Genomic DNA, 12,727 nt, shown 5'->3' with positions numbered 1-12,727 from the left:
GTCAGTCGGCCTTTCCCAGGGCGGGGACGGGTAGGGGGGACCCCTCGGCCGTGTGGTCGCGGACGAGGAGGGAGAGCACGCCGGGCAGCCCGACCAGGGCCGCCATCACCAGCACCGTCGCGGTGTAGGAGCCGGAGTCCAGCAGGGGGCCGCACAACATCGAGCCGAGCGGCACCGCGCCGAGCATCAGCGTGCGCATCAGGGTCATGGTGCGGCCGCGCAGCTCCTCGGGGGTGCGCTCGTAGCGCACGGTCTGCGAGAAGACGACCAGCACCGACGTGGCCAGCCCGCACACCACCTGCCCGGTGAGGATCAGGACGGGGTCAACGGGCAGCAGGAGCAGCAACCCCGCCCCGCAGACGAGCTGGAGCAGGCCCATGCGGAGCATGGGGCGGCGGGCGGGGCGGACCGCGCCCCCGACGAGCGAGCCGACCAGCTCGGCCCCGGCCAGCACGCTGACCAGCACGCCGAGCATGACGGCCCCGCCGGGCAGCCGTTCGTGGGCGAGCCACGGCTGCATCACGATGAGCATGCCCAGCCCGACGTTCAGGGTCGAGAACGCGATCGTGATGACCAGCATGACCCTGTCGCGGCGCAGGAACGCCAGGACGGGCCGCCACGAGCCGCGGTCGGCGGTGTTCTCCCCGGCCCGGTGGGGCGGTTTGTCGAGCGGTGCCTTCATGGCGAGCACGGCTCCGGCGAACACGAAGTAGGAGAGCGCGTCGACGGTCAGGACGCCGTGCGCGCCGATCAGCGGGATCAGCGCGCCGCCGACCGCGGGCCCGATCAGGTTCGCCGCGGACGCGGCCGTGATCTCCAGGGCGATCGCGGCGCTCAGCCCGCTCTTGGGCACCAGCTCGGGGATGACGGCGGGCACCACCCCGATCGGGATGATCTTGAGCAGGCCGTACACGGCGGCGACCGCGTACAGGTACGGCAGCGGCACGTCGGAGAAGAGCGCGTACAGCGGGACGCTCAGCATCACCAGCCCGCGCAGGACGCAGTCGGCGACGAGGATCCAGCGGCGCGAGAACCGGTCGACGATCCATCCGGCCATCGGCCCGCCGACGAGGATCGGCGCGAAGTAGCAGACGCCCAGCAGCGTCAGGCTGCCGACGCCGCCCGTCGTGACGGCGATCCACGACAGGGCGATCCAGGTGCTGCCGTCGCCGATCAGGCTGACGACCGAGCCCGTCCACAACAACCGGAAGTCCCGTTCGCGCAGGACGTCCAGGTAGGCGCGGGCCGAGTGGCGCTCACCCTTCACGGACGGCGCCGATTCCGACGAAGCACATGAGCGCGGGCGCGTCCGAGCGGTTGTGCCAGGCGTGCCGGGTGCCCTGCTGCACCACGCAGGTGCCGGGGGTGAGGCGGACCTCGGTCCCGTCGTCCAGTTCCAGCCACAGCTCGCCCTCCAGGCAGATGCCGTAGTCGAGGGTGTCGGTGGAGTGCATGCCGGAGTCGTCGCCCGGCTCGAAAGGGTCGAGCAGGCCCGGCAGCAGCGCGTCGGCCTCGGCCCGCAGCGCGTCCGGATCCCCGGCGGGCTCCGGCACCGACGAGGCGGGCGCGTACCGCGCCAGCAGCAGCCGGGTGCCGCCCGGCCCGGCGAAGAACGGGAGCGTGACGGGCTCCGCGGGCTTCGCGCCGACCGAGGGGGTGCCGTCCGGGGTGCCCCACAGCAGGAAGAACTCCACGCCGGGGGAGGCTCCGACGGTGACGGGCTCGGCGGAGGCGTCCATGAGGACCTCCGCGGCGCCGCCGGTCACGACGAGGCGGGGCTGGATGGGCAAAAGCGCGCTCCTTGTCTCAGAGTCGTTGCAGGACCTCGGCGCGCAGCCGGTCCAGGAGTCGTTCTTCGGTTTCCTTCAGGGTCAGTGCCTCCGCCGCGAGCGCCGACACGTCGACGAGGCCCGTGACCGCGCCGATGAGGAGCCTGCTGCGCAGCCCGGCCGCACGTTCGACGGCCGTCCCCAGCAGGGCGTCGGTCTCCGGGTCGGGGAGCTGCCGGCGGACGTACTCGCGCAGGCAGGTCCGGGAGCCGAGGTACACGGTGAAGACGTCGCCCAGCAGGGTGATCGCCCGGCCCGGCGCGATCCACGGGGAGCCGAGCAGGTCCGCTGCGCCTTTCAGCACCGCGTAGGTGTCGGTGTAGGCCTCCAGACGCGCGGCGAACATGGCGGCGATTCCGGCGGCGGCCTCGGCGGGGTCGTATCCGGCCGTGGTGAACGTCCTGACCTGGCGGAGTTCGCCGTTGTCGAACGCGTCCGCCACGACCCGCTCGGGGAAGCGGTACTCGCACAGGACACTCGCTGGGTTGTCGTCGACGAACGACCAGTGGCCGTCCTCCAGGCCGGTCAGCATGATCGTGTGGGTGACGTGCTGCTTGCGGTACTCGACGCAGTGCGGCAGGTAGAACACGTCGATGACCGGCAGCGCGAAGCCGCTCTCGCGGACGGCCTCCAGCAGGAGCGGCCGGGCCTCGGCGTAGTCGGCGGCCGGGGTCTGCCGCGCGGTGACCCCGAGCAGGGCGAGGGCCTCGGCGTCCAGGACGGGGCTCTCGAAGTCGTACCTCGGCCTGCCCTCCCGGACGATCTGCCGGTGGATCTCGTCGGTGCCGACCAGCGCCCCGGCGAACAGCAGCGTCACGTCCGGCACCGCCTCGCCGAGCCTGACCAGGGACTGGCGCTGGTAGCAGTTGAGGTAGGCCCTGCTGTAGAGGTCCTTGTCGTAGGAGTAGACGGGGGCGGCCACCGACTCACAGCACCTTGGTCATGTAGGAGCTGTGCGGGTCGTCGGTGTAGTCGGCGAACGGGCCGGTGTAGGTGAAGCCGAAGCGCTCGTACAGCTTGCGGGCGGGCAGGAAGTGCTCGGTCGAGCCGGTCTCCAGGCTGAGGCGCTTGAGGCCCGTCTCCCGCGCCTCGGAGATCATGTGGCCGAGCAGGTGGGCGGCGACGCCGCCGCGGCGGCGGGTCGGCGAGGTGCGCATCGACTTGATCTCGCCGAGCTCGGCGTCGTGCCTCTTGATGGCGCCGCAGCCGACCAGCTCGTCGCCGTCGTAGACCGACCAGAAGGTGATCTCCTTGCGGCGCAGCCCGTCGAGGTCGAGGGCGTGCTTGCTCTCCAGCGGGGTGATCGCGCGCATGTCCTGCACGTGCTCCTCGAGGAACGCGGCGATCTCGGGACCGGAGAGGTCGTCGACGATGATCTTCATGATGCGGGAGTTCCTTCCAGTAGTCCGCAGGCGAAGAAGCCGGGGGCGGAGGCCGTCGCCAGGTACAGCTCCCCCGGACGCAACCCCTGGCCGTCCGCGTGGTCGGCCAGGTTGATGATCCAGTCGCAGTTGCCGCAGTGGGCGTACGCACGCATCGGCCCGGTGAAGTGCAGCAGTGGGCGCGGCAGCCCGGCGGCCATCGCGTTGAAGGCCGTCAGCGGCTCGTAGAGGTTGGTGGGGAAGACCTTCGCCACCCGGTCGAGCCCGGCCCCGCCCTTGGCGAGCGCCTTGGCCAGAGCGGTCCGGGCGACGCGCTGCCGGGAGACGAACGAGTCGTGGCCGGCCAGCCCCTCCGGGTCGACGGCCGCCGCCGTCGACAGCAGCCGCAGCGGGCCGCCGGCCGTCCTGCTGATCAGGCAGCCGGCCACCGCGTCGCTGAACAGCGCGAACTGCCTCACCCGCTGGGCGTCGTCGGGGGTGAAGTCCAGCGCGACGACGAGGACGTGACGGACGTCCTCGTCGTCGAACGCCTGCCGGCCGTACCGCAGCGCCTCGAGGGAGCTGCAGCACTGCAGGAAGGACAGGACGGCCGGGACGGCCGAGGTCAGGCCCAGGCCGAGCATGACCTCGACGGCGAAGTCCCGGCCGAGCCGGGCGAGGGTGGCGTCGGACGTCGCGAACACGATCCGGTCGACCTCGGACGCCGGCACCCCCGCGTCGTCGAGGACGCGCTTGACGCAGTCGGCGACGTACTCGCCGACCGGCCGGGTCATCGTCCGGAACGTCCCGGCGCCCATGGACGCGAAGTCCGTGTCGGGCGACTGGGCGCGCCACAGCTCGTCGAAGCCGGGGATGTCCTTCGGTTCGCGTTCGAGGTCGCCGAACGCGCAGGCGAACGATCCGATCGCCGGGGTCACGACGCGCTCTGGTCGATCTCGTCGAGGACCGACATGATGCCCGCGACGTCGTTGAGGCGCGGCACCCACGCCGGGTCGATCATGACGCCGGGCGCGTTGGCCTGGATGTAGTTGTTGACCAGCAGGATGACGGCCAGGGAGCCGATGCCGAGCTCCTCGCGGGTGGCGTCCGCGGTGACCTGCTCTTCCGTCAGGTGCGCGGTCTCCGGCTGGGTGCTCAGGAAGTCGACGAGCTTCTTCAAGGACGTCTGGGTCTCCACGGCGGGCATCAGGGGGTCACCTTCTTGAACTCGTAGCCGTTGAGGTTGCGCTCGTGGATGCGGTTGTAGCCGTAGCGGTCCTCGCCGGAGACCAGCACGCAGCCGTGGTAGTCGAGGTCGATCGTGTCGCCGAACTCGCTGAGGCTGTCGACGTTCTCGTAGACCTTCACCGAGGGGGCCACGTACCGGGAGGCGTAGGCCAGGCGGGTCTCGTCGCTGACGTTGGGCAGCGAGCCGTGGATGCACTTGGCGAGGAAGATCACGAACTGGCCGGGCTTCATCTCCATCTCGACGATCTGCTCCTGCTCGGGGTCCCAGTCCTGGTCGAGCTTGAGTTCGGAGTAGTCGTAGCCGAAGAAGTCGTGGGTCTTGCTCTCCACGTCGAGGGTCAGCGGCTTGCTCTCGTCGTAGTACCAGCGCTTGTGGCTGCCGGGGATGAAGCGCAGGCAGCCGTTCTCGCGGCCGGCCGGGGAGAACGCCGTCCACACCGTCAGTTCCTGGGTGAGGTAGTCGGTCTCCTCGGTGTACTTCAGCGACGGGGTCGAGGCGGTCGTGGTGTCGCCGACGACGAACGTCTCGACCTGGTGCCAGCCGGTGCCGCTCTCACCCGGCGTCTTCTGGAAGATGTTGGTCTTCCAGCACAGGATGTCGTCGCCGATGAGGCTGCGGAGCCGGTTGACGATCTCCGGCCTGGCGACGTGCTCCGAGAGGGTGTTGCAGTCCAGGTGCCGGTCGTAGTTGATGATGGTCGAGTTGTGGGGCTTGTTCTGCGACAGGACCATCTCGATCTTGGCCTGGTTCCACAGCAGCGGAGCCTCGTCCTCGTCGTACAGGTCGAACGGGCCGACGAAGCCGTTCTCGCGGAAGAACGCCACCTGCTCGTCGGTCAGACCCTGGACCGTGGTGTCCGTCATCTAGTTCGCGGCGCGAAGACCCCTGCCTTCAGGCGGGGGAGGAAACGCCGCTCCCTCCCTTCACTGTGCGTGTTCTTGTCTGTTCTCTTGGTAAAATGCGGGGCATGGGACGGCAGGTGAAGCGGGCGTTCCGGTACCGCTTTTATCCGACGGAGGCGCAGGCAGCGGAGCTGTCGCGCACCTTCGGCTGCGTCCGCCTGGTCTACAACCGGGCGCTGGAAGAACGCACCCGCGCCTACCGCAACGAGGGGCGTCGGGTCTCCTACGTGGAGTCCTCCGCGCTTTTGACCGAGTGGAAGCGCACCGAGGAGCTCGCCTTCTTGGGCGAGGTCTCCTGCGTTCCGTTGCAGCAGGCTCTGCGGCATCTGCAGGCCGGGTTCGTGAACTTCTGGGACAAACGCGCGAAGTACCCGACGTTCAAGTCCAAGAAGAAGTCCCGCGCGTCCGCCGAGTACACCCGCTCCGCCTTCACGTTCTGCGACGGGCGGCTGACCCTGGCGAAGATGGACGGCCCGCTGGACATCGTGTGGTCCCGGCCCCTGCCGGAGGGCGCGCAGCCGTCCACGGTGACGGTGTCGCGGGACGCGGCCGGGCGCTGGTTCGTGTCCCTGCTGTGCGAGGACCGCATCGCCCGCCTCGACCCCGTGGAGCAGTCGGTGGGCGTGGACGCCGGGATCACGTCCCTGGTGGTGCTCTCCACCGGGGAGAAGATCGCCAATCCCCGGCATGAGCAGCGGGACCGCCGCCGGCTGGCCCGGGCCCAGCGGGAGTTGTCCCGCAAGGCCAAGGGCGGCAGGAACCGGGAGAAAGCCCGCCGGAAGGTCGCTCGCGTCCACGCCCGGATCACCGACCGCAGGCGGGATTTCCTGCACAAGCTGAGCACTCGGCTCGTCCGTGAGAACCAAACGGTCGTGATCGAGGACCTCGCCGTCCGCAACATGGTCAAGAACCACTCCCTGGCCCGCGCCATCTCGGATGCCGCCTGGCGGGAGTTGCGGTCGATGCTGGAGTACAAGGCCGACTGGTACGGGCGGAACCTCGTGGTCGTGGACCGCTGGTTCCCCTCCTCCCAGCTGTGCTCCGCCTGCGGACACCGGGCGGCGAAGATGCCGCTGGGCGTCCGGAAGTGGACCTGCACCCGGTGCGGGGCCTGTCATGACCGGGACGTCAACGCAGCCAGGAACCTTCTCGCCGCCGGGCTGGCGGAGAGCTGAAACGCCTGTGGAGCCGGTGTAGGACCTCAAGGGCGCGAGCCCGGCGGGCAACCGGCGGTGAAGCAGGAACACCGACCCGTGAGGGAAGGAATCCCCGCCCTTCAGGGCGTCGGAGGAGGTCAACTCTCAGCTGCCTTTCTCGGGGTTCTTCACCTTGTGCTTGCCGAGCAGCCGGGCGGCGTTCCCGTGGAAGAACAGGTCCCGCTCGGTCTCGGTCATCTCCGGGGGGAAGGCCTCCTCGGTGAGGAGCCTGGTCAGGAAGTCGGACTGCCTGCCCTGGAGACGGAAGATCGGCCAGTCGGTGCCGAAGAGGATCTTGTGGTTGATGCCCTTGCGGAAAAGGGCGTTCAGGCCGGGGACTCCGTTGGCCTCGAAACCGCTCACGTCGATGTAGATGTTGGGGCGGTTGTTGCAGAGCATCGCGCACTCGTCCGGGTAGTGGACGCTGCCGTGGGCGAGGACGAAGTCGACGGTGGGGAAGTCGCGGGCCGGCCGGTCGATGTGGATCGGCAGGGCCGCCTCGAAGTCCAGCACCGGGGAGGTCGCCCCGATGTGGGTGAGCACCGGCAGCCCGTACTGCGCGCAGAGCTCGTAGAACGGGTACAGGATGTCGTCGGAGAGGCGGTAGCCGCACGGCGGGTAGAGCTTCAGCCCGTCGAACCCGAACTCGGTGATGGAGCGCTCGAACAGGGCGAGGCCGTCCGCGCCCCACCGGGGGTCGACCCCGGCGAAGACGCGGAACCGGCCGGGGTAGTGGTCGACGACCTTCTTGTGGTGTTCGAGGATCTCCTCGATCGTGTGGGAGCCGTCGCGCAGCGCGTAGGTGAAGTCGGGCACGAGCAGGACCGCCTCGTCGATGCCCGCCTCGTCCATCTGCGCGACGAGTTCGTCGCAGGACGGGTCGTTCAGGGTGCCGTCGTGCATCCGGGCGACCTTCTCGCGCGGGATGGGGACGCCCTTGGCCCGCAGCGCCAGCTCCATGTTGGCCACGACGCCGTCGCGGAAGGACGGCGGGAAGCACATGGTGTCGGCGATGTGGCAGTGGAAGTCGATGATGGGACGGGTCACCGGCCTCAGCCCTCCCGCACGATGTCGATGATGTCGGACACGTACTCGGCCTTGACGAACCGGTCGACGTAGCCGAACGCGTCGATCCCGGCCTGTTCCTCCAGGACGAACACGATGCTCATCAACCCCACCGAGTCCACGCCCAGGTCCGAGCGCAGGCTCATCGACGGCTTGATACCGCCCTTGGCCGAGGCCCTGGGCAGGACGCTGCCGATGAGCTCGCAGACCCGTTCGTCCGTCAGCGCCTTCACCGCGCCACCTCCGCGAAGACCTCGCGCATGACCGCCGTCCTGTCGAGCTTGAAGTTCCTGGTGAGCAATCCGTTCTCCACGGTCAGTTCCTTGTTCGGCCGCAGGACGACCTCGGCGATCCGGTGGGCGGCGTCCCGGGTCCGGTTGAACTCGGCGACCGCCGCCTCGACCCCGGCGGCGAGCTCGGGCGAGTCGCCGTCCTCCAGCCACGCCACGCAGGTCAGGAGCCCGTCGCCGGCGGGCGACGCCACGAGGACGCGGGTGGCGGGGGAGCTCTTCTCCAGTTCCAGCTCCAGCTCCTCGGGGTTGATCTTGACCCCGCTCCGGGTGATGATCACGTTCTTCTTGCGGCCGGCCAGCCGCAGGAAACCGCCCTTCTCGAACACGCCGAGATCGCCGCCGGTGATCGACCCGTCCGGCAGGAACACCGACGGCCGGGTCTCCACGCCGTCGAACACGTAGCCCGCCGCCTGCGGGTGAGGGCTTCGGACGACGACCTCTCCGTCGTCGGCCAGCGTCACCTCGATGCCCGCCACGGGGCGGCCCGCGGTTCCGGTGCGGTGCCGTCCGGGCAGGTTGAACGCGATCCAGCCGACCTCGGTGCTGCCGTAGACCTCGAACAGCGGGGCGCCCAGCTGCTGGAAAAGCCGGACGACGTGCGGCGGGACGGGCGCCGAGCCGGTGAACATCAACCGGACCCGCGACCCGTACATGCCGGTCCAGCGGTGGCCCAGCCGAGCCCGCAGACTCCGGGTCAGCCCTTCGGGAAGCGCGGCGTGCAGCAGTGCGGCCACCTGGTAGGGCAGCTTCTCCTTACCCTCCGCCGCGTCGACACGGTTGGCGACGATCTCGTAGAACGACGGCGGGCCCAGCACGATCGTCGGTTCGAGCTTCTTCAGCTGCTGGAACATGCGCTCGGGCGCGACGACCGTCGCCGAGCAGCCGGAGACGATCGCCAGGTACATCAGATACCGCTGCTGGAAGTTGGAGAACGGCATCACGATGAGGATGTCGTCGTCTCCGGTGACCTCCCACGCCTCACGCGAGGTGGTGATGGTGTTCATGACACCCGACCGGGTGAGCATCAGGCCCTTGCGCGAACCGGAGGTCCCGGAGGAGAACGCGACGGTGAACACGTCGGCGGGCAGTTCCGGCCGGTCGCCGGGGCCCCATTCACGCGGGGTGAACCGCAGCGGGCGTTCTTCCAGCAGCGCCGCGGCGGGCGGCAGCCCTTCCGAAGACGGGACGGCCCGGCCGACGACGAGTAGCGCCGTGAGGCGGTAGCGCTCGACCAGCTCCGCCAGTTCCTCCGGTTCCGGCCGTCCCTGGACGGCCAAGGCCACCGAGACGCAGCCCATGCCGAGCAGCGCGAGGTCGACGACGATCCAGTCGTAGCAGTTCGGTCCGAGGACGCCGACGAAGTCGCCTTCGGCCACTCCGCGTTCCCGCAGCTCCCCGGTCAGGGCCGCCACGTCGTCACGCAGTTCGGCGAAGGTCCTGGTGTGGAGCCTCCCGTCGAGTCCCACCAGGCGGATCGTCCGGTCGGGGGCGGCGGCCAGCCGCTCGGGGAGGCCGGTGAGGTCAGCGGACATGAACACTCCTTCCGTGGAGTCCGGAGGCCAGGCGGGCGAGGGCCGTGCGCAGCCGCGGCCCCTGGTGGACCAGGGCGATCCGCAGATGCCCCGCCCCCGGGTTGCGCCCGCCGGCGTCGGCCGCGAGGTACCGGCCGGGCATGACGGTCAGCGCCTGTTCGCGCCACAGCCGCAGCGCGGCCGCTTCGTCGTCGGCGCCGACCGGGAGCCATAGGAAGAAGCCCGCCTCGGCCCTGCGGTAGCCGGGCAGCCCGGCGAGCGCCTCGTCGGCCAGGTCCCAGGCTCGGGCGAGCGCCTCCCGGGCGCGGCGCACCTGGGCGTCGTCCGACCACAGCGCGGCGGCCACCGCGGCGACCGGCACGGCCGTCGACACTCCGCAGGCGCGGTTGTGGGCGGCGAACTCCGCCGTGGTCACGGGGTCGCCCGCGGCGAACCCGCTGCGCAGCCCCGGCATCGCCGACCGCTTGGACAGGGTGTGCAGGACGAGGAAGCGCCCCGTCCCGGCTGCGTTCCGTTCAACCAGGGAGAGGTATCCCTCGGGGAGCTCGCCGGTGGCCAGGTCGGTGTAGCACTCGTCGACGATCAGGAGGGCGTCCGCCGCCGACGCGTGCTTGGCGATCTCCGTCAGCGCCTCCGGGCCGGCGACGTCGCCGCGCGGGTTGCCGGGATCGCACACGATGACCGCCGCGACGCGTCCGCCCGCTTCGGCGATGGCGTCCGCGACACCGGCCGCGGGGTCGCCGTCCGCCGGATAGAACACGCTCCGGGCGCCCGCCGCCGCGGTGGCCGCCCGGTAGGTCGGGTAGAACGGGTTCGGCATGACCACGGCGGCGTCCCGCCCCGCCTTCGCGACGGCCAGGGCGAGGGCGGCGGAGACGGCGTGCTTGGTGCCGGCCGTGGGCTCCACCGCGATCCGCCCGTCCGCCAGGGACCGGCCGACGCCGAACCTTCGCTCCAGCCACCCGGTGTAGGCGGCGCGCAGGGCGGGCGTCCCGCCGAGCGGCGGGTAGCGCGACCAGGCGTCCACGTCGGTGAGCGGGCCGAGGTCCAGGTCGCGGGGCACCGCGAGCCGGGACTCTCCCAGGTGCAGGTGGATCGGCTCCAGCCCCGGCGGCGGGGCGGCGTCGGCCAGCAGGCCGTGCAGCCGGTCGAAGGCGCCGGGTTCGGGCACGGTCACTCCCGCACCAGGTCGTTCAGGGCGGTCTTGCCGCGGGTGCGCTCGTCGGCGTACTTGACGATCACCGCGGCCGACAGCGCCAGCCACGGCCGGCCGGGGTCGGCGCGCGTCCCCGGGATGACGACGGCGTTCTCCGGCACCTCCCCGTAGTTCGTCTCGCCCGAGGCCCGGTCCACGATCGGGGTCGAGCGGCCGAGGAACACGCCCATGCCGATCACCGCGCCGCGCCGGACCCGGACGCCCTCGGCGATCTCGCTGCGCGCCCCGACGAAGACGTCGTCCTCGATGACCACGGGGCTGTCGCCGAGCGGCTCCAGCACCCCGCCGATGCCCGCGCCGCCGGAGATGTGGCAGCGCGCGCCGATCTGGGCGCACGAGCCGACCGTCGCCCAGGTGTCGACCATCGTCCCGGCCCCGACGAAGGCGCCGATGTTGACGAACGACGGCATGAGCACCGCGCCGGGCGCGATGTGCGCGCCGTAGCGCACCACGGCTCCGGGCACGACCCGCAACCGGGCCTCCTCGAAGTCCTCGCGCGCCCAGTCCTCGAACTTCAGCGGCACCTTGTCGAAGGTCCGCGGACGGCCGGGGCCGCCGTCGGCCAGCTCGTTTCCGGAGGTGAGGAACGACAGGAGGATCAGCTTCTTGACGTGGGTGTCGGGCACCCACTCGTCGCCGACCGGCCGCGCCGCCCGCAGCTCGCCCCGGTCCAGGGCCGCCAGACCCGCCGCCACGACGGGGGAGAGGGCCTCCAGATCCGCCCCGCTCAGCCGGTCCCGCCGTTCGAACGCGTCCTCGATGATCTTCTCGTGGTCCATGCCGGTCATGTCCGTGTCCAGGTGCCGCTCAGTACCGGCTCGGGCCGCCAGCGGGCCGTCGCCAGGTAGTCCTCGATGCCCTCGGCCCTGCGGATCTCCACGACGTCGCCGCCGTCGGTGAGCAGGAGCTCGGCGGGGCGGAGCCTGCCGTTGTAGGTGAACCCCATGGCGTGACCGTGCGCGCCCGTGTCGTGAATGAGGGCGATGTCGCCCACGCGCGGGTCCGGCAGCGTCCGGCCGACCGCGAACTTGTCCATGTTCTCGCAGAGCGCCCCCACCAGGTCGATCTCGACCTCGGGACGTCCTTGCGCGAACGGCAGGGTCGCGTGGTGGTAGGCGCCGTAGAAGCCGGGCCGCATCAGCGCCGACATCGAGGCGTCCACCCCGGCGATCTCACGGGCCTTGCGGCTCCGGTTGATCACGGTGGTGACGAGCACGCCGTGCGGCCCCGTCACGTACCGCCCGCACTCCATGAGGACGCGGGGCCGCGCGCCGGGGAAGCTCCGGTCCCGCTGCTCGATGATCGCCCTCGCGTAGGCCCCGAAGTCGAACGGGACGTCGCCCGGCCGGTAGGGGATGCCGAGGCCGCCGCCGACGTTCACGTACTCCAGTTCGACGCCGGCCTGCTCGGCGACCCTCGCGCCCAGCTCGATGACGTCGGAGGCGGCGCGCGCCGCGCGCTCCACGCTCAGCTCGTTCGCGCAGATCATCCCGTGGACGCCGAACCGCCGGGCCCCTCTGCGGCGGGCCTCCCGGTAGACGTCCACCAGCTCCTCGGCAGGCACGCCGAACTTGGTGCGGGTGGCGTCGCCCATCAGGGACGACCCCGCGGCCAGCCCGTGCGGAGACACCCGGAACGCCACGATCTCCGGCAGCTCGTCCGTGCGCTCGAAGAACGCCCGGTCGTCGAAGGTGATCAGAGCGCCCGCCTTGAGCGCCATCGCGTACTCGTGCGGCGAGGTGTTGTTGGAGGTGAAGACGATGTCCTCGCCCTGCGCGCCGAGCCTTTCGGCCAGCTCCAGCTCGACCGGCGAGGCGCAGTCGAGACCGCTGCCCTCCTCCAGCAGCAGCCGCAGCACGTTCGGATTGGGCAGGGCTTTGACCGCGAAGTACTGCTGGAAGGGCTCGCCTTCGAACGCCCCGGCCATCTCGCGGTGCGTCGCGACGATGCCGCGGGCGTCGTAGATGTGGAACGGGGTGCCGTAGGCCGCGACGAGGTCCTCCAGGATCGGGAGCAGCCTCGTGGTGAACTCCTCAGACGCCGGCAAGTCCACCTCCTCTCGGTTCTCGCGCCGTGTCACGGTC

Annotated in this window: 13 protein-coding genes and 1 pseudogene; 1 reads left to right on the top strand and 13 read right to left on the bottom strand. The window is 70.8% G+C overall.

The window, feature by feature from the left end; translation table 11 throughout:
* Nucleotide 1: 1 nt before the first annotated feature.
* The 7 genes from ABGB12_RS29345 to ABGB12_RS29315 are packed head-to-tail and all read right to left on the bottom strand — an operon-like array spanning nucleotide 2 to nucleotide 5,302.
* Nucleotides 2-1,267: an MFS transporter gene (locus ABGB12_RS29345; protein WP_347682733.1), complete on the bottom strand. Its 1,266-nt coding sequence runs from the start codon at nucleotides 1,265-1,267 to the stop codon at nucleotides 2-4.
* A complete protein-coding gene (locus ABGB12_RS29340) occupies nucleotides 1,257-1,790 on the bottom strand; it encodes a cupin domain-containing protein (RefSeq protein WP_347682730.1) in 534 nt (177 codons plus the stop codon). The genes ABGB12_RS29345 and ABGB12_RS29340 overlap by 11 nt, the downstream gene beginning before the upstream one ends.
* Nucleotides 1,791-1,806: 16 nt before the next feature.
* Entirely contained in the window at nucleotides 1,807-2,751 is a 945-nt protein-coding gene (locus ABGB12_RS29335; RefSeq protein WP_347682728.1) for a hypothetical protein, read from the bottom strand.
* Nucleotides 2,752-2,755: 4 nt separating this feature from the next.
* Nucleotides 2,756-3,211, bottom strand: coding sequence for a GNAT family N-acetyltransferase (locus ABGB12_RS29330; RefSeq protein ID WP_347682726.1), 456 nt, complete (start codon nucleotides 3,209-3,211; stop codon nucleotides 2,756-2,758).
* The gene (locus tag ABGB12_RS29325) at nucleotides 3,208-4,128 is read right to left on the bottom strand and encodes a hypothetical protein (protein WP_347682724.1); all 921 of its coding nucleotides are present in this window, start codon (nucleotides 4,126-4,128) and stop codon (nucleotides 3,208-3,210) included. The genes ABGB12_RS29330 and ABGB12_RS29325 overlap by 4 nt, the downstream gene beginning before the upstream one ends.
* A complete protein-coding gene (locus ABGB12_RS29320; protein ID WP_347682723.1) occupies nucleotides 4,125-4,397 on the bottom strand; it encodes a hypothetical protein in 273 nt (90 codons plus the stop codon). Before ABGB12_RS29320 ends, ABGB12_RS29325 begins: the two co-directional genes overlap by 4 nt.
* Nucleotides 4,397-5,302, bottom strand: coding sequence for a chlorinating enzyme (locus ABGB12_RS29315; protein ID WP_347682722.1), 906 nt, complete (start codon nucleotides 5,300-5,302; stop codon nucleotides 4,397-4,399). Before ABGB12_RS29315 ends, ABGB12_RS29320 begins: the two co-directional genes overlap by 1 nt.
* Nucleotides 5,303-5,406: 104 nt before the next feature.
* Here ABGB12_RS29315 and ABGB12_RS29310 point away from each other — a divergent pair.
* Nucleotides 5,407-6,585, top strand: a pseudogene (locus ABGB12_RS29310) (RNA-guided endonuclease TnpB family protein); the annotation flags it as partial.
* A gap of 57 nt (nucleotides 6,586-6,642) precedes the next feature.
* Here the strand turns inward: ABGB12_RS29310 and ABGB12_RS29305 are convergent.
* From ABGB12_RS29305 to ABGB12_RS29280, 6 genes are read right to left on the bottom strand one after another with little or no spacing between them, the layout of a single operon-like run.
* On the bottom strand, nucleotides 6,643-7,584 hold the full coding sequence (locus ABGB12_RS29305; RefSeq protein ID WP_347682721.1) for an amidohydrolase family protein: 942 nt from the start codon (nucleotides 7,582-7,584) through the stop codon (nucleotides 6,643-6,645).
* Between the two features lie 5 nt (nucleotides 7,585-7,589).
* Nucleotides 7,590-7,835 carry a phosphopantetheine-binding protein gene (locus ABGB12_RS29300; protein ID WP_347682720.1) on the bottom strand — a complete coding sequence of 82 codons (246 nt, stop codon included), beginning with the start codon at nucleotides 7,833-7,835 and terminating at the stop codon, nucleotides 7,590-7,592.
* Complete coding sequence (locus ABGB12_RS29295; protein ID WP_347682719.1) at nucleotides 7,832-9,427, bottom strand: AMP-binding protein; 1,596 nt, start codon at nucleotides 9,425-9,427, stop codon at nucleotides 7,832-7,834. The genes ABGB12_RS29300 and ABGB12_RS29295 overlap by 4 nt, the downstream gene beginning before the upstream one ends.
* Nucleotides 9,417-10,598 carry an aminotransferase class I/II-fold pyridoxal phosphate-dependent enzyme gene (locus tag ABGB12_RS29290; protein ID WP_347682718.1) on the bottom strand — a complete coding sequence of 394 codons (1,182 nt, stop codon included), beginning with the start codon at nucleotides 10,596-10,598 and terminating at the stop codon, nucleotides 9,417-9,419. The genes ABGB12_RS29295 and ABGB12_RS29290 overlap by 11 nt, the downstream gene beginning before the upstream one ends.
* A 2-nt stretch (nucleotides 10,599-10,600) precedes the next feature.
* A complete protein-coding gene (locus ABGB12_RS29285; RefSeq protein WP_347682717.1) occupies nucleotides 10,601-11,431 on the bottom strand; it encodes a 2,3,4,5-tetrahydropyridine-2,6-dicarboxylate N-succinyltransferase in 831 nt (276 codons plus the stop codon).
* On the bottom strand, nucleotides 11,428-12,690 hold the full coding sequence (locus ABGB12_RS29280) for a diaminopimelate decarboxylase (RefSeq protein WP_347682716.1): 1,263 nt from the start codon (nucleotides 12,688-12,690) through the stop codon (nucleotides 11,428-11,430). Before ABGB12_RS29280 ends, ABGB12_RS29285 begins: the two co-directional genes overlap by 4 nt.
* Between the last annotated feature and the right edge of the window lie 37 nt (nucleotides 12,691-12,727).

The organism is Actinocorallia sp. B10E7, from assembly GCF_039871655.1.
Lineage (GTDB): Bacteria > Actinomycetota > Actinomycetes > Streptosporangiales > Streptosporangiaceae > Actinocorallia.
This window is presented reverse-complemented; position numbering and strand designations above follow the sequence as displayed.